14 protein-coding genes are annotated in these 17,521 nt (G+C 55.0%); 1 reads left to right on the top strand and 13 read right to left on the bottom strand.

Annotated elements, in window-relative coordinates; all coding sequences use genetic code 11:
• Window positions 1–81: 81 nt before the first annotated feature.
• The 4 genes from Q4606_RS16370 to Q4606_RS16355 form a co-directional block, all read right to left on the bottom strand.
• The gene (locus Q4606_RS16370) at window positions 82–1,083 is read right to left on the bottom strand and encodes a Nudix family hydrolase (RefSeq protein ID WP_303608152.1); all 1,002 of its coding nucleotides are present in this window, start codon (window positions 1,081–1,083) and stop codon (window positions 82–84) included.
• Window positions 1,084–1,085: 2 nt separating this feature from the next.
• Window positions 1,086–2,303, bottom strand: a complete 1,218-nt coding sequence (gene argJ / locus Q4606_RS16365) for a bifunctional glutamate N-acetyltransferase/amino-acid acetyltransferase ArgJ (RefSeq protein WP_303608151.1) — start codon at window positions 2,301–2,303, stop codon at window positions 1,086–1,088.
• A gap of 109 nt (window positions 2,304–2,412) precedes the next feature.
• Window positions 2,413–5,160, bottom strand: a complete 2,748-nt coding sequence (gene secA / locus Q4606_RS16360) for a preprotein translocase subunit SecA (protein ID WP_303608150.1) — start codon at window positions 5,158–5,160, stop codon at window positions 2,413–2,415.
• Between the two features lie 179 nt (window positions 5,161–5,339).
• Entirely contained in the window at window positions 5,340–6,293 is a 954-nt protein-coding gene (locus tag Q4606_RS16355; protein WP_303594250.1) for a M23 family metallopeptidase, read from the bottom strand.
• 212 nt (window positions 6,294–6,505) lie between these two features.
• Here Q4606_RS16355 and Q4606_RS16350 point away from each other — a divergent pair, with 212 nt between their 5' ends.
• Window positions 6,506–6,952 carry a DciA family protein gene (locus Q4606_RS16350; RefSeq protein ID WP_303594251.1) on the top strand — a complete coding sequence of 149 codons (447 nt, stop codon included), beginning with the start codon at window positions 6,506–6,508 and terminating at the stop codon, window positions 6,950–6,952.
• Between the two features lie 11 nt (window positions 6,953–6,963).
• On the opposite strand, the gene lpxC is transcribed toward Q4606_RS16350, so the two are convergent.
• The 9 genes from lpxC to murD form a co-directional block, all read right to left on the bottom strand.
• A complete protein-coding gene (lpxC, locus tag Q4606_RS16345) occupies window positions 6,964–7,881 on the bottom strand; it encodes a UDP-3-O-acyl-N-acetylglucosamine deacetylase (protein WP_303594253.1) in 918 nt (305 codons plus the stop codon).
• A gap of 209 nt (window positions 7,882–8,090) precedes the next feature.
• Window positions 8,091–9,248, bottom strand: a complete 1,158-nt coding sequence (gene ftsZ / locus Q4606_RS16340) for a cell division protein FtsZ (RefSeq protein ID WP_303594254.1) — start codon at window positions 9,246–9,248, stop codon at window positions 8,091–8,093.
• 95 nt (window positions 9,249–9,343) lie between these two features.
• Complete coding sequence (gene ftsA, locus Q4606_RS16335) at window positions 9,344–10,579, bottom strand: cell division protein FtsA (RefSeq protein WP_303594255.1); 1,236 nt, start codon at window positions 10,577–10,579, stop codon at window positions 9,344–9,346.
• Between the two features lie 36 nt (window positions 10,580–10,615).
• Entirely contained in the window at window positions 10,616–11,455 is an 840-nt protein-coding gene (locus Q4606_RS16330; protein ID WP_303594257.1) for a cell division protein FtsQ/DivIB, read from the bottom strand.
• Window positions 11,448–12,413 carry a D-alanine--D-alanine ligase gene (locus Q4606_RS16325; protein ID WP_303594362.1) on the bottom strand — a complete coding sequence of 322 codons (966 nt, stop codon included), beginning with the start codon at window positions 12,411–12,413 and terminating at the stop codon, window positions 11,448–11,450. The genes Q4606_RS16330 and Q4606_RS16325 overlap by 8 nt, the downstream gene beginning before the upstream one ends.
• 1 nt (window position 12,414) lies before the next feature.
• Window positions 12,415–13,863 carry a UDP-N-acetylmuramate--L-alanine ligase gene (gene murC, locus Q4606_RS16320; protein WP_303608149.1) on the bottom strand — a complete coding sequence of 483 codons (1,449 nt, stop codon included), beginning with the start codon at window positions 13,861–13,863 and terminating at the stop codon, window positions 12,415–12,417.
• Entirely contained in the window at window positions 13,856–14,962 is a 1,107-nt protein-coding gene (gene murG / locus Q4606_RS16315) for an undecaprenyldiphospho-muramoylpentapeptide beta-N-acetylglucosaminyltransferase (protein ID WP_303608148.1), read from the bottom strand. The genes murC and murG overlap by 8 nt, the downstream gene beginning before the upstream one ends.
• Window positions 14,955–16,157: a putative lipid II flippase FtsW gene (gene ftsW / locus Q4606_RS16310; RefSeq protein WP_303594263.1), complete on the bottom strand. Its 1,203-nt coding sequence runs from the start codon at window positions 16,155–16,157 to the stop codon at window positions 14,955–14,957. The genes murG and ftsW overlap by 8 nt, the downstream gene beginning before the upstream one ends.
• A complete protein-coding gene (gene murD / locus Q4606_RS16305) occupies window positions 16,157–17,512 on the bottom strand; it encodes a UDP-N-acetylmuramoyl-L-alanine--D-glutamate ligase (protein ID WP_303608147.1) in 1,356 nt (451 codons plus the stop codon). The genes ftsW and murD overlap by 1 nt, the downstream gene beginning before the upstream one ends.
• Between the last annotated feature and the right edge of the window lie 9 nt (window positions 17,513–17,521).

Genomic DNA, 17,521 nt, shown 5'->3' with positions numbered 1-17,521 from the left:
TGAGAATAACCGCCAGATCACTAGCGATATAAGTGAAATTCCGCCGGCGAGCATATCAGATATACCCGTCAGCGCGGCTGATCATGCGCAACTTGCTGGCCACCAGTAACCTATCCCGGCAACCCCCTGTCCTCCGGACTGCTTTACCTGATCAAGATCTGCAGGTTCAAGACCGCCCAGAGCAAAAACCGGAATCGTTGCACGAGATACCAGTTCACGGAACTCCATCCAGCCCATGGCTGGTGTATCCGGGTGTGTTGTCGTCTGTTTTACCGGTCCCAGCGTCACATAATCCGCACCAATGACAACGGCATGGTCGATTTCGTGAGCATCGTGGCAGGAAACCCCAAGCCAGACGCCGCTCGGTACGGGCCTCGCATCAAGCTTTTCTGCTTCTCGCCAGGGCAGGTGAAGCCCAGCTGCGTCCGGATTCTCATCAAACACTGAGACCGACCCGTGGACCAGAAGACCAACACCTACCGTCTCGCAAAGGTCTGATGCAGACTCGGCCAGGCTACAGTATTCCTCTGCAGCCATACCCGGAGCGCGCAACAGTACAAGGCTTGCACGATCACTAGCTGGCAACACGGCCGGCAATTTAGAAAGCGCATTGCTTAGCTGCCGGACGCCAGCATCTCCGGCCTGAATATCTCCTGTTATAGCAAGCAGGAAAGGAAGCCTCAGAGCGCGAATAATGGGCCGGTTGGCCGCTGGAAAGTCTTCGTCGCGCAGTTGTTCAGGGCACATCCAGTCTATGGTCTGCCCCTCACGGCCATGAGCCTTGCCACGCGCCTGATCGGTTCTCCAGACATCCAGAAATACCCGTTTGTCACCATAATCGTGGCGAATGCCAATAACGGGCTGAAGGCAATCGGCCGCTATCTGTAACCCGGTTTCCTCAGCGATCTCACGCACCAGAGCGTCCTGCACGGATTCTTCTGGCTCAACCTTGCCGCCGGGAAATTCCAGCAAACCTCCCTGATGCACATGATCTGGCCGGCGGGCAATGAGCACACGCCCTTCCCGGACAATAACTCCGACTGCTACATGTACCTCTCGGACGTGGGTTCCTGTACCAGCCATAGTTAACTGCGGTAGTCCGCGTTAATTGTGACGTAGTCGTGGGAGAAGTCGCAGGTCCAGACCGTCTCGCTGATATCACCCCGTTTCAGGTCAATAGCAATAGTGATCTCTTCCTGATCCATGACCGCCTGCCCCCGCTCCTCGGAATAATCCTCGGCGCGGCCACCATTCCTGACAAGACAAACCTCTCCGAGATAGATTTCGAGCGCACTGACGTCCAGATCCGTAACGCCGGCTCGACCGACCGCCGCCAGAATCCGCCCCCAATTAGGATCAGATGCAAACAGCGCCGTTTTTACCAGAGGGGAATGGGCGACCGTATAGGCCACATCCAACGCCTCTTGCCGGGCAGCTGCGCCGCTGACGCGAATGGTAACGAACTTGGTTGCGCCTTCACCGTCGCGCACGATAGCGTGGGCGAGATTCATATAAACGTTCTTCAACGCATCCCGCAGCGCCGGCAAATGCTCGCTGTCCAGAGTAATTTCCGGCCCGCCGTACTGGCCGCTGGCTATCAGCATGCAGGCGTCATTAGTTGAGGTATCACCATCAATTGTGATGCGGTTAAACGACTGCTCTCCGAGTTCTGATGCCAGCACCTGCAACGCGTCTGGCGCAATAAGGGCGTCTGTGGCAATGAAACCCAACATAGTAGCCATGTTGGGGCGAATCATGCCCGCACCCTTACTGACACCAGAGATGGTGACAGTGTGCCCGCCCAGAACAACCTGCGCGGATGCGCCCTTGGGGCGCGTGTCGGTCGTCATTATACCGCTGGCAGCTTCCACCCAGCGATTATCACCAGCGCTCGCCAGCGCATCTGGCAGCGCGCTCAGGATCTTCTGAACCGGCAAAGGTTCACCAATCACCCCTGTTGAGAATGGCAAGACCTCAGAAGCGCTAACACCTGCTTGCTGCGCTAAAGCCTCGCAGCAAGCCAGTGCGTCTTGCATTCCTCGCTCACCGGTTCCTGCATTAGCGTTCCCGGTATTGATCAACAGATAGCGTGGAGCCTTTTCCGCTAAATGCCTGCGACTGATAGTAACCGGAGCGGCACAGAACTGGTTGGTCGTAAACAATCCCGCTACCCGGCTGCCTGGTGCCAACTCAAACACCACCACATCTTTACGCCCGGGCTTTTTGATACCTGCGCTGGCAATACCCAGCCTGACACCTGCTACCGGAAAGAACTCGGGTAAGGTTCCTGGTCCAACCGCCATCTTTGCCACTCCTTCTGAATTGAATATGCCTGAAAACGAAAAACCCGCAGTCTTCCAGTCAACTGGTCGATTGCGGGCTCCTTACTTTAGCTTTTCCAGTGAGGGTTGGTCAGTTCACCTTTCCACAACACTGTTTGTACTTTTTGCCAGATCCGCAGGGGCAAGGCTCGTTACGGCCCACCTTGCGCTCCTGTCGCACGAAGGTGTCAGGCGTAGTCTGCCGGGAACCCTCACCACCGCTATCGCCTTGCTCAGCCTGACTCTGCGCGGTCGCGCTGGTCTCGTCATGGCGCAAGCGCGCCTTGGCAAGCTCAAGCTCAAGGGCTTCTTTACGGCGACGCTCGACCTCTTCCATTTCCTCACGGCTTTGAACCCTGACATGGCAAAGCACGCGAGTTACATCACGCTTCATATTCTCAAGCAGGCCCTCAAACATGTTAAATGCTTCGCGCTTGTACTCCTGCTTGGGGTTTTTCTGGGCATAGCCGCGCAGGTGAATACCACGGCGCAGGTGATCCATATTCGAGAGATGTTCTTTCCATAGCGTATCCAGAACCTGCAGGAACACCTGCTTTTCGAATTTACGCATGGACTCTGCGCCGGCCACTTCTTCCTTGGCTCGATAGGCTGCCACAATCTCATCCAGAATTTTCTGGCGCAGACTGTCTTCGAAAAGCTTTTTGTCTTCTTCCAGCCAGGCCTGGATTGGCAGGTCAACAGCCATTTCCGACTGCAACTGAGTCTCCAGCCCTGCCACATCCCACTGCTCAGGCATGCTCTGGGGCGGGATGTGTTCGCTGATCAATGCGTCAACAACGTCTTCACGGATGGTGTTAACCATCTCGGAGACATCCTCTGACGCCATAACCTCGTTACGCTGGTCATAAATCACAGTACGCTGATCGTTAGCGACGTCATCGTACTCGAGCAGCGTTTTACGCATGTCGAAGTTGCGACCCTCAACCTTACGCTGGGATTTTTCAATGGCATTCGTGACCATGCGGTGTTCAATGGCCTCGCCCTTCTTCATACCCATCGCCTGCATCAGGCTCTTGACACGATCCGGCGCAAAGATGCGCATCAGGTTGTCTTCCAGAGACAGGAAGAAGCGTGAAGAACCCGGGTCGCCCTGACGGCCGGCACGACCACGCAACTGGTTGTCTATACGGCGGGATTCGTGGCGCTCGGTACCCACAATATGCAGGCCACCGGCTTCCAGAACCTGATTATGACGTTCTGTCCATTCAGCTTTGAGGCGCGCAACCTCCTCCTCTGACGGGTTGTCCAGCCCGGCGACTTCGTGCTCCCAGTTGCCGCCCAGCACAATGTCCGTGCCCCGGCCGGCCATGTTGGTGGCAATAGTAACGGCACCCGGACGCCCGGCTTGGGCAATAATCTGAGCTTCTGATTCGTGCTGTTTGGCGTTAAGGATCTTATGCTCTATACGCGCCTTTTTCAGCAGCATCGAGAGTAGCTCCGATGCCTCGATGGAGGCGGTGCCCACAAGAATTGGCCGACCCTCACCGGTCACATCCTTGATCTCATCGATGATGGCGTGGAACTTTTCATCCTGAGTCAGGTATACGAGATCGTTGTAATCAATCCGCTGGATGGCTTTGTTCGGTGGAATGACCACAACATCCAGTGCGTAGATCTGACGAAACTCGAAAGCTTCGGTATCAGCCGTACCGGTCATACCGGCAAGCTTGTCATACAACCGGAAATAATTCTGGAAGGTTGTTGAAGCCAGAGTCTGACTCTCAGCCTGAATCTTCAGACCTTCTTTGGCTTCCATCGCCTGATGCAGGCCTTCGCTCCAGCGACGGCCTGGCATGGTGCGGCCTGTGTGCTCATCAACAATGACAACCTGGCCACCCTGAACAATGTAATCCACATCTTTCTGAAACAGATGGTGGGCACGCAGTGCTGAATGCACATGGTGCAGCAGGCTCAGATTGGCCGCGGAATACAGGCTCTCACCTTCCTGCAGAAGTTGGCGACTCAGCAGCAGCTCTTCAACCCGTTCATGCCCCGCCTCGGTCAATTCAACCTGACGTGACTTTTCATCGATGGTGAAGTCGCCGGAGGGTTCGCCCTCCTCACTGACTTCGCCTTTTTGCAGACTGGGGATCAATTCATTAATAGCAATATACGCTTTCGAGCTGTCTTCAGCGGCACCAGAGATAATAAGCGGAGTACGGGCCTCGTCGATGAGGATCGAGTCAACTTCGTCCACAATCGCATAATGGAGACCGCGCTGTACCTTGTCATCGGCGCTGAACGCCATGTTGTCACGCAGATAATCAAAACCAAATTCATTGTTCGTGCCGTAGGTAATATCGGCCTGATAAGCGGCTCGCTTTTCCTCCGGAGCCTGACCGGCGACTACTACACCTACCTGCATACCGAGAAAGCGGTACAGCTTGCCCATCCACTCGGAATCACGGCTGGCCAGGTAATCATTCACAGTTACAACGTGTACCCCTTTGCCCGGCAAGGCATTGAGATAAACAGCAGCAGTCGCGACCAGCGTTTTACCTTCACCGGTCTTCATCTCCGCAATCCGACCCTCATGCAGGGTTATGCCACCGACTAACTGTACATCGTAGTGGCGCATGCCCATGACACGCCGCCCCGCTTCACGAACGGTCGCAAACGCTTCGGGCAGCAATGCATCCAGACTTTCACCTTCATCAAGCCGGCGACGGAATTCCGCCGTTTTGCCCTGCAACTCGGAGTCCGCCAGATTGCCAAACTGCTCTTCAAGCTCATTAACACGCAAGGCAAGCTTACGCATTCTCTTGATTTCTCGGGCATTTTTACTGCCGAACATCTTGGTTGCAAACATTGAGAACATAGACCACTACTTCTTTGATTAAACGGAGGAAGCCGGCATTCTAACCTTATTTTGTAACAGTACAAAAGGCAGGGCTCACATAGCCTGAGTTCCGTGACTATCCTGTGCCAAATACCGGGAGCTGACAAACCTGACGAAACTGGCGGGAACAAGGTTAACGTCAGGCAACGCCTGAGGTTCTAGCGACTGGCTCTCTTGATATAGGTTTCCGGGTTCTCGCTTTTTCCATTGCGAATGACTTCAAAGTGAACATGAGGCCCAGTGGAGCGACCCGTGCTCCCCATCAGCGCCAGCACCTGCCCCTTCTGGATCACATCCCCTACTTTAACCTTGATCGTTTTGCTGTGCGCATAGCGGGTAACCAGGCCATCGCCATGGTCGACTTCAACCAGATTACCATAACCGGAGCGCTCACCTGCGTATGATACAACGCCACCAGCTACAGAGATAATATCACTACCGTCCTTACCTGCAAGGTCGACGCCGGCATGCCAGGTACGCTTTCCAGTGAAAGGATCTGAGCGATAGCCATAACGTGAAGATAACCAGCCCCAGGTAATGGGACGACCTTCCAGGTACAATTCGTCTTCAAGTTTCTGGCGCGATGAAACCTGATCCAGCAACCGAAGTTGCTGCTCACGATCCAGCATCTTGCGCTCCAACTCATCAATCATCCGGGTCAGTTCCGGTGCCGTGAAGGAATCCGCAGAAAGGGCGTCTTCAGGGCCACCTACAGCCGCTGGCTGATTAAAATCAAATTCATCGCTGGCTACCAAGCCAGATTCCACAAATCGCTGACCCAGTGCATCGAGGCGCAGTAATCTGCCCTGAATCTCGCCAAGGCGCAGGGTCAACGCGTCTACCTGATCCTGCACATTTTGCTGCAACCCCGCCAGTTCAGCTTTCTGCTCACCCAGCCTGCTTTGCCATTCGGCTACAAGTTCAGAGCTTGATGGCTCTCTTGCTTCCGCCTGGTTCATTGCGATGGTGTACCCACCCCAGGCCGTCGCAACCAGCAAGGCAGCTACGAAAAATGCCAGAACAAGAGCGACTGTGCCGTTAAGGGCAAACACACGAGATGCTCCGTGGCGTTTGCCAACGAGAATGATGTTCATATTGTCTTCTGGTTTCATCAATGAGCTGCAATCCTGTCCTGTAGTGCTGCAGCTCGAAATGTTCCGAGTGGGTCTGCCCTCCTTAGCAACAACTACGTACTGATAAATCGCAGCGCCCGGTAGACATACTCATTTACAACAAGGTAAAACAAGAGCAGTGGAGGCACCACGCGTAAAACGTGCAGAAGTGTAACCAATCGTTATCGCGGCCGTCGAGAAGAAAGCACCTTATGAACCGAAAAAATGATCAAAAAATGACCTTTGACAACCTTGGAAAAACCCCGGTTCTGAGAGAACTGGTCGCCAAAGCCAACACACATCGCATGGCGGAAGAAGAGGTCATGGCAGCCTTGCCACCAACGCTGGTAGCGGGTACCCGGTTCGTCTGTTGTCAGGAAGGGGAGCTGACTCTCTCAGCGGAGAACGCGGGAAAGGCCAGTCAGATTCGCTTTCGGCAACACGAGATCATGGAAAAATTGCGGGAAAACGAGCTCTTCCGGTTCGTATGGAAGCTCAAGGTGAAAGTTGCGCCCCCAAGATTTCATGACAGGCCGCCAGCAAAAAAAATACCTTTAAGTAAAGAAAATGCCCGACTCCTCAAAGAGGAAGCCGGGCACACGAAGGATAAAAAACTACGCGAGGTTCTCGAAAAACTCGCAAGCCATGTCCGGGATTAAGGCATCCAGCCTTAAGCCGGCACCGCCAACACAGGCTTCATGTAAGAGATAGGTGCAGTTTCTTCGTTATCGAAGGTAACCACTTCCCATGAGTCCTCTTCCGCCCTGAGTTTACGCAACAGCTTATTGTTCAGGTCGTGACCAGACTTGATACCGCGGAACTCACCGATCAGGCTATTGCCCAGCAGGTAAAGGTCTCCGATTGCATCCAGTACTTTGTGCTTCACGAACTCGTCGTCATAGCGCAGACCATCCTCGTTCAGGATCTTGTAGTCATCTACCACTATGGCGTTGTCGACACTGCCACCCAGGGCCAGGTTCATCGCCCGCAGCTTTTCAATATCGCGCATGAACCCGAAAGTCCTGGCGCGACTGACTTCCTTCACGAAAGACGTACTGGAAAAATCAACGGTCGCTGTCTGGGCACGACCTTTGAACACAGGGTGATCAAAGTCGATGCCGAAACTCACCTTGAAGCCTTCGAACGGCAGGAAGGTTGCCTTCTTGTCGCCCTCTTCGATGGTCACTTCCCGCTTGATACGAATGAATCGCTTTGCAGCTTCCTGCTCAGCAATACCGGCGGACTGCAGCAGAAACACGAATGGACCGGCAGAGCCGTCCATAATCGGTACTTCTGAAGCGCTCAGTTCAACATAGCAGTTATCGATACCGAGACCAGCCATAGCGGAGAGCAAATGCTCGATTGTCGCCACACGGACACCGTCTTTTACCAGCGTCGTGGACAGCATGGTCTCACCCACATTTTCAGCACAAGCAAGAATTTCGACTACCGGGTCGAGATCCGTGCGCCGGAAAATGATTCCCGAATCTACCGGAGCTGGCTTCAGGGTAAGGTAAACCTTTTCCCCTGAGTGCAAGCCAATCCCGGTAGCACGGATCGTGTTTTTAAGTGTCCGTTGTCTGATCATCGGTTCGTTATTCCGTAAAAAATGGCGATATTCAAAGCAAAAATCTGGGCGCAGAATATCAAAGAATACGTCTGAGTACCATTTGCCCAACCTGAAATTGCCTAAAAAATAAGCAACACCGGCTATTGGTCATCAGCGCTTCATTGTCCGGAATTATGGTCTATCTCTTCAGATATGAACCTGCACCGGACATCAATTGCAACAGATTATCAGTCAGCCTGCCTCCGAAGGAATGCGGGAATATCGAGATAGTCGACTCCCTGCTCTTCGCTTTCTTTGCTCTGATCTACCGCAACGTTTCCGTGTGATACCGCACGGCGACGCAGGATTGCAGGGCGGTCCAGCTGGTTGTAGTCCGTTTTACCGTCCAGAGTTCGCGTGTTATCAACAACCTTGGTCGGCTTTTCACGATCGCCACCAAGCCCTGTTGCAACAACGGTTACCTTCAGCTCATCAGTCATTTCCGGATCAATAACGGTGCCGACGACCACTGTGGCAGTGTCTGACGCAAATTCACGCACAATGTCGCCAACCTCGGAGAACTCGCCAAGGTTCAGATCCATACCTGCGGTGATGTTGACCAGAATACCTTTGGCGCCCTGCAGGTTGACATCTTCCAGCAGCGGGCTGCGAATAGCGGCCTCTGCAGCTTCCTGCGCGCGATTCTCACCGGAAGCACGGGCTGTACCCATCATCGCCATGCCCATTTCGGACATAACCGTTTTAACGTCGGCGAAATCGACGTTGATCATGCCGTTCCGGGTAATCAGATCCGCAATGCCCTGAACCGCTCCCAACAGAACATCATTAGCTGCGGCGAAAGCGTCCAGCAGGCTGGTCTTTTTACCCAGCACTGCAAGTAGCTTTTCATTTGGAATGGTGATCAGCGAGTCAACGCTTTCTTCCAGTTCCTTGAGCCCCTGATCAGCCAGACTCATTCGTTTGCCACCTTCAAAGTTGAAGGGCTTGGTCACTACGGCAACGGTCAGTATGCCCATTTCCCGAGCAACCTCCGCAACCACCGGCGCAGCACCAGTGCCCGTTCCGCCACCCATACCAGCGGTGATGAACACCATGTCCGCGCCTTTAATGGATTCAGCAATGCGGTCACGGTCCTCGAGAGCAGCCTGGCGGCCTATCTCAGGGTTGGCTCCGGCACCCAGTCCTTTCGTGATATTTCCGCCCAGCTGAATGATCTGACGGGCATCCATATCAGCCAATGCCTGAGCATCTGTGTTGGCGCAGATGAACTCCACACCTTCGATGTCACTGTTAAGCATGTGGCGCACAGCGTTACCGCCGCCGCCGCCAACACCCACTACCTTGATGACAGCGTTTTGTTGGACATTATCGACAAGTTCAAACATTCCCCTTCTCCTTCGTGCTGTTTCAGCCTTGTTCCAGGCTGTTTATTCGAGTTTGTATTTTCGAGATACCTTCGTTTACTGCCTGCCCGGAACCGTCAGAAATGACCGGTAAACCAGGCCTTCATGCGCTCAAACAGCGAGGGTGCATCCTCGCCCTTGAGCACCGGTGCCCGGCCAAGATCCATCTGCCGGAAACCGTGAATCAACAACCCCACGCCCGTGGCGTAAACGGGGTTATTAACAACTTCTGTCATACCGGAAACTGCATGCGGACAAGCTAGCCGCACCGGCATATGGAAGATTTCTTCAGCCAACTCCACCACACCCTCCATGGTGGAGGCGCCCCCGGTAATCACGATGCCCGCCGGAACCAGATCCTCAAAACCTGAACGGCGCAGCTCCGATTGCACGAGGGTAAACAGCTCCTCGTATCGAGGTTCAACAACTTCCGCCAGCGCCTGTCTCGACAGATCACGGGGCGCCCGGTCGCCAACACTCGGCACCTTGATGGTCTCATCAGCTCCCGCCAACTGCGTCAAGGCACAGGCGTATTTGATCTTGATCTCTTCGGCGTTCTGCGTGGGCGTTCGCAATGCCATGGCTATGTCATTGGTAACCTGGTCGCCGGCGATAGGAATAACGGCCGTGTGACGGATGGCACCGCCGGTGAACACAGCAATATCCGTAGTACCACCTCCCACATCCACCACGCAGACCCCCAGTTCCTTCTCGTCCTCTGTGAGGATTGCGTGGCTGGAAGCCAACTGCTCCAGAATGATGTCATCAGCCTCAAGACCGCAGCGGCGAATGCATTTTTCAATGTTTTGCGCTGCGTTAACGGCGCATGTCACCAGGTGCACCTTCGCTTCGAGGCGCACACCGGACATGCCCATAGGCTCCTTGATGCCTTCCTGGTTATCGATCACAAACTCCTGCGGCAGAATGTGCAGGACTTTCTGATCCGCAGGAATAGCCACGGCCTGGGCTGCATCGATGACCCGGTCAATATCCGCCTGCGTTACTTCACGGTCGCGAATCGCCACAATGCCGTGGGAGTTGAGGCTTTTTATATGGCTGCCTGCAATCCCTGCATACACTGAGTGGATTCGACAACCCGCCATCAGCTCAGCTTCTTCAACCGCCCGCTGGATCGCCTGAACCGTAGTTTCGATATTGACCACCACGCCCCGCTTCAGTCCCCTTGACGGATGGGAGCCAATACCCACCACTTCAATGGTTCCGTCCATCTTGCGTTTGCCGACTATCGCAACCACCTTCGAGGTTCCGATATCGAGGCCGACAATCATGTTTTCCGTTTCAACCGATGACATGTGTTCCACCAAACCGTAGGTCTGAATTTACTGTTTCTATGTTTTCGGGCCGGAAGCAGCCAGAGCTGGCTTCCACTGAACCGCTACACCGTTGGTATAGCGGGCATCTACCCGGCTAACTTCGTCCGACCGCGATATAAGCCGGTTTTCATACACAGTGATAAAACGTTCAAAGCGCTTCGCAACCTGGTCCCGCCCGAGTACCACTTCAATTCCATTCGAGAGACGTAGGGTCCAGGCACCTCGTCGCTCCAGTGAGAGCCCGGAAAAACCCAGCCCGTGCCCCACAAGCTTGTCACTCATGGTACGGGCCATGCTGATCACATCCCGCACCCGCTCATCCGGCCCCGAAAGCTGCGGCAAGCGCCCGGCCACTTCGGGGTTGGGTGGCATAAAAAGCTCTCCGGTGCGGCTCACCAGGCGACCGTCGTTCCAGTACGCCAGGGGCTTTTTCTCCCGGATATTAATCTCCAGGCGATCCGGCCAAACCCGGCGCACCGCTACAGTCTCTATCCATGGCCGCTTCTCCAGATCAGCCTTGATTTCCGAAAGATCCGTCGAAAAATAGCTCTTACCGATCCAGTTCCCGGCTTGGCGTTCAATGGCAACGCGGCTGTCGCCCACAAATTCACCGTTTACATCAATGGCCATAACCTGCTGATCCATGGCACCCAGAACCTTACCCGTTGCCCAGGGCACCAAGCCCGCCAACAGCAGTACCGCGATACCCATACCGGCCTGCAGCCAGGGCACGGCAGCCAACACTGCCTTCAACACTCCAAACCGGTCCTTCTCCGGCCCGAGGGAGGTTGCCCCCCTGCGCCGGGGAGGGTCGGACGGTACCGCCCGGCTCCGGATGAGTAGTGTTTCAAGCATCGGCAGTCTCCAGCGTGTCGCAAAGAATCCTCACAACAAGCTCTTCAAAGCTGATACCGGCAGCTCTTGCCGACATAGGTACCAGGCTATGGTCGGTCATACCCGGCACCGTATTTACTTCCAGCAACCAGAATTCGCCGTCCCTATCCTGCATGATGTCTACTCGGCCCCAGGTGCGGCAGCCGACGACGCGAAAAGCCTCAAGCGCAAGTTTCTGTAATCGCACTTCATCCTGGGGCGCTAAACCACAGGGAATTCTGTAGCGGGTGTCATCTGCCAGGTATTTCGCGTCATAGTCGTAGAACACATGGTCCGTGCTCAGCCCTATCGCTGGAAGCGCGCTATCCTGCAGCAAGCTGACGGTGAATTCCGGACCTTCAATCCACTCCTCTACCAGAACCGAGTTATCCAGTGCCGCAGCTTGCTCGTATGCTTCAGCCAGTTCTGCGACGTTATTTACCTTACGAATACCGATACTGGAGCCTTCGCGAGATGGCTTTACACTCAATGGTGTGCGCAACTCACGAACAATCTGTTCAGCCTCATCGGCAGCCGACATGGTTCTGAACTTTGGTGTCGGCAGACCACAACCCGCAAAGACATATTTGGTACGAAGCTTGTCCATTGCCAAAGCAGATGCCATCACTTCGCTGCCGGTGAAGGGAATACCAGCCTGAGACAGAATCGCCTGCAAGATGCCGTCTTCCCCACCGCGGCCGTGTAACGCTATGAAAACCCGATCAAACTCAGGGCTCTCGACGGTCTTCAGAAGACACCCCTGAACATCAATGCCAAACGCATCAACGCCGGCAGATACCAGAGCAGCAAGAACGGCCTTGCCGCTCTTGAGAGAAACATCACGCTCCGCGGAGTCTCCCCCCATAAACACAGCCACGCGTCCCAACGACCGAACCAATGCTGGCTCGGCCTGATACGCTGGTATCCCGGAATGCTGCATATCACTCACCTGCAAATACTCCTGCTGCTGCCAACCGATTCGCCACACCGCCAATATCGCCTGCACCTTGCGTAATAAGGAGGTCACCGTCCTGTAGCACACTGCCCAGCAAGCTCTCAATTTCACGGTTATCTTCTACAAACACCGGCTCCACCTTGCCACGCTGCCGTATGCTGCGGCACAGGGCTCGCCCGTCTGCGCCCGGAATGGCCGGTTCGCCAGCGGAGTACACATCCATCAGCAGTAGGCCATCTACTTCCGACAGAACCCGTACAAAGTCTTCGTAGAGATCACGGGTTCGCGTGAACCGGTGGGGCTGATAAAGCATCACCAGGCGCCGCCCGGGCCATGCATCGTGAGCTGCGCGAATAACCGCTTCAACCTCAGTCGGATGGTGACCATAGTCGTCCACAAGGGTAACCGTGCCGCCCTTGGGAATTTTATATTCTCCGTTGACCTGAAAGCGCCGGCCTACACCGGCAAACGCTGCCAGACCCTGGCAAATAGCGGTGTCCGCAACTCCCTCATCGGTTGCAACCGCTATGACCGCGAGTGCATTCAGCACGTTATGGCGCCCGGGCATTTTCAGCTCTACCGTCAAATCACTGCGCCCGCCGGGGCGCTTGACCACAAAGTGGGTTCTCAGGCCGTCGGTAACGATATTCTCGGCACGATAATCCGCTTCTGGGTTGCTGATGCCATACGTAATGATCGCGCGGGAAATGCGCGGAATAATTTCTTGCACATAGGCATCGTCGACACACATAACCGCAACGCCGTAGAACGGCAGGTTATGGAGAAAATCGACGAACGTCTGCTTGAGCTTTTCAATGTCGCCGTCATAGGTATCCATATGATCGGCTTCAATATTGGTGACGACAGAAATCACCGGCGTCAGGTGCAGGAACGAAGCATCACTTTCATCCGCTTCTGCCACCAGATAGCGTGAGCCACCCAGCTTGGCGTTGGTACCTGCACTGTTCAGCTTTCCGCCGATCACAAAGGTCGGGTCCAGCCCGGCTTCGCCAAACACCGATGCGATCAGACTCGTCGTAGTAGTCTTGCCGTGGGTACCGGCAACGGCGATACCATGGCGATAACGCATGATCTCAGCGAGCATCTCAGCCCTGGGCACAATCGGAACCCGCCGACTGCGAGCAGAGACCACTTCAGGGTTTTCAGAACCGACCGCAGAAGACACCACAACCACATCCGCTTTGGCGCTGTTCTCTTCCCGGTGACCGATCTGAACCTCAATTCCCATGGCCTTGAGGCGAGCGGTAACCACACCCTCTTTCAGATCTGACCCTGAGACGTCGTAGCCCTGGTTTTTCAGCACTTCGGCGATCCCGCTCATGCCGGCCCCACCGATACCCACGAAATGAATGTGGCGAATCCGGCGCATCTCCGGTACCTGAAAAACAAGTGGCGGATTGGTTATATCAGCCATTAGCGGCCTCCAGACAATAATTCACGACTCTCTCCGTTGCGTCAGGGCGAGCCAGTGTGCGTGCAGCCTTTGCCATATCCATGACCCGGGCACGATCCCTGGCAATATCGCCCAGGGTTTCTGCCAGCACGGCCGGCGTAAGCCGTGACTGTGGTATTAGTACGGCCGCCTTGGCGTTCACCATTTGCTGACCGTTTTTCGTTTGGTGGTCATCCACTGCATGGGGAAACGGCACCAACACTGCTCCGATACCTGCTGCGCAAAGCTCGGAAACCGTCAGGGCACCCGCGCGACACAAAACGATATCGGCCCAGCTGTAGGCCTCCGCCATGTCTTTGATGAACGACTCCACAGCCGCATCAACGCCGTGCTGTTGATAAGACGCACGCGCGGCCTCAAGATTCTTTTCACCACACTGATGCCTGACCTGCGGCCGTTCCTGTTCGGGCAGCATTGCCAGTGCTTCCGGCAGCTGCTGATTGAACACCTGGGCTCCGAGGCTGCCGCCGATCACGAGAAGGCGCAGCGGCTTGTTCTTTTCGCCGGGCTGAATCGAGCGCCCGGACATTCTCTGCTCTGGCGACGGCAGAGTTGCCAGATCTTCGCGCACTGGATTTCCGGTACACCGGGTGATTACATCCGGACCGAAACTCCCTGGAAAAGCTTCGAGAACCGTTTTCGCAAACCGCACAAGAATGCGATTAGTCATGCCTGCGATGGCGTTCTGCTCGTGAATCACCAGGGGCGTTCGAGTTAGCCAGGCAGCCAAACCGCCAGGGCCGGTTACAAATCCGCCCATACCAACCACGCAATCCGGGCGAACACGGCGCATGATCGTGAAGGCCTCTCCCAATGCCCGCATAAGCCGGAACGGCGCCATAACCAGAGCCAACTTGCCTTTGCCCCTAAGCCCTGAGATATGGATCAGCGAGAGCGGAATTTCAGTATCCCCAATCAAACGCTCCTCCATTCCCCCACTGGCGCCCAGCCAGTGCACTTCATGCCCTTTGGACTCCAGTGCCCGGGCAGTGGCGAGTGCAGGAAACACATGCCCGCCTGTACCTCCAGCCATCATCAGGAACCGGCGTGACTCAGTCATAGCTAGCCCCTCCCCGCTTACGGGAGCCGGTCTTTTCGGTAGCCTGTTTTTCCTTGTCCAGCCTTTCCATCTCAACCCTGGCCAGAATGCCAATACAGACACAACTGATCATAAGGCTGGAGCCGCCGTAGCTGACCAGAGGCAAGGTGAGCCCCTTGGTGGGCAGTAACCCGGTACTGACCGCCATATTGATCCCGGCCTGCAGGCCGATCAGTAGCGTAATGCCGTAAGCGAAACAGGCACCAAACGGCATCTCTGCCTTCTCAGCGCGGCGGGCAATCACAAAACCAGTGACAACCAGCACCGTAAACAGCCCAAGCACAATCAATGAACCCAGCAACCCGAACTCTTCTGCAATAATCGCGAAAATAAAGTCTGTATGAGCTTCCGGCAGAAAAAACAACTTCTGTATAGAGTTACCCAGGCCAACACCACCCCACTCACCCCGACCGAAAGCAATCAGGGACTGAGTTAGCTGGTAGCCGCTATCGAACTGGTCTTTCCATGGGTCGAGGTAGCTGACAACACGCTTCAGGCGATAGGGCTGAGTCAGAACCAAGACCACTCCGAGCACGACCAGCGTTGCAATCAAGGGCATAAACCGACTTAGCCGCACACCGCTCAGGAAAATCATGCCCGCGGCCGCTGTAACCAGAACCACTGTGGCACCGAAATCAGGCTGAATCACCAGCAATGCAGAAGCCACACCCAGAACAACCAGAGGCTTCAGGAAGCCAGGCCAGGTGTTCAACAACTCATCACGTCGACGAACAACGTATCCCGCCAGATAAGCAATCAGGCACAGCTTTGCAATTTCCGATACCTGCACATTGAACAGGCCAAAGGGAATCCAACGGGTTGAACCGTTCACCGTGCGACCCAGAGGGGTCAGCACCAGAACCAGAGACAACATGCCGATACCCAGCAACAACCAGCCACTGCGCTCCCACCAGGCAACAGGCACGTTGACCGCCACCAACGCCAGCACGCAGCCCATGGCCGCGAACATGAGCTGGCGAATCACATAGTGATAACTGTTGCCCATGGTTTCTACCGCCATATCCATAGAAGCGGACGAAATCATTACAACCCCAATAATCAGCAGTGCAACCGAACTGATCACCAGAGCTGACAGGGGCTGAATATCACTCAGCCACTGGGTTCTGACGGGAGATACGGACAATCCTGCCTGCATCACAGTATCTCCCCCAAAGACTTGACCAGGGCGCCGAATTGCTCACCACGGTCCATATAATCCCGGAACATATCAAAGCTTGCGCAGGCAGGAGAAAAAAGCACCCGATCGCCTTTCAACGCAAGCTCTGACGATTTTTTCACAGCATCAGCCAACGATGTTGCCTGGTATACCGGGATACCATTACCAACTGCCTCAGCAATGCGGTCTGCGTCATGGCCGATCAACACCACTGCACGGCAGCATGCTGTAATCGGTGCTTCCAGGTCAGAAAACTTTGCCCCTTTGCCTTCTCCACCGGCAATCAGCACTATTTTCCCATCACCTTCCGGCACCAGGCTTTTTATAGCTGCGACGGTAGCGCCCACATTTGTGCCTTTTGAGTCGTTGATATAATCAACATCACCAAACGTGCGTATGAACTCACACCTGTGAGGCAAACCGCTAAACTGACGAGCGGTATCCAGCATAACGTTCATGGGCAGCCCCGCAGCCTGACCCAACGCCAGCGCTGCCATAACATTGCTGAGGTTGTGCCAGCCAATCAGCTTCAGCTCACTGGCGTTCAGTAGGTTATCGAACCCAAAGGTCAACCAGATGCCCTGGTCATCTTCCCGGGTGCTGAACGTCTGCGGATTAACACGGTTGAATCCGAAGCACAGGAATCGAAGATTATCCCTGGCCATCGGTGTGCTCAGCGCATCATCCAGATTCACAATGGCGTTCTTGCAGCCCCGGAAAATTCTCTGCTTGGCCTGGAAGTAAGCCATCTTGTCTGGATATCGATCCAGGTGGTCATCACTGACGTTCAGCACCGTAGCCGCCAGCGCATTCAATTCCCCGGTTGTTTCCAACTGAAAACTGGATAATTCGAGTACATAAAGCTCTGTATCAAGCCCCAGCAAATCCAGTGCGGGTGTTCCGATATTTCCGCCCACCTGAACTTTGCGACCGGCGGCCCTTGCCATTTCACCGAACAGTGTAGTGACCGTGGTCTTGCCATTGGAACCGGTAATCGCAACTATCGGCGCATCGGCAGCCTCTGCGAACAGATCGATGTCGCCTCGGATACGCGCCCCCTGTTCAGCGGCGTGAGCAATTGCCGGCTCAGCGATGTTTATGCCCGGGCTGACGACCAACTCGCTGAAGTCAGCGAACAGCTCAGGATCAAATGGACCCAGATAGACAGGAACATCCGGCCACCCCGCACGCAGGTCATCAATGCACGGGGGAGCTTCGCGGCTATCAGCCACGACAACCTTTCGCCCCTGTGTAGACAGATAGCGCACGCAGGAGAGCCCGGTTTTACCGAGCCCCACTACCAATATGCGGCGATCTGACGTGATGACACTCATAATCAGTCC

The sequence above is a fragment of the Marinobacter sp. 1_MG-2023 genome (assembly GCF_030549045.1).
Classification (GTDB): domain Bacteria; phylum Pseudomonadota; class Gammaproteobacteria; order Pseudomonadales; family Oleiphilaceae; genus Marinobacter.
Note: the sequence above shows the minus strand (reverse complement) of the source record. Positions and strands in the feature narration are given on the sequence as shown.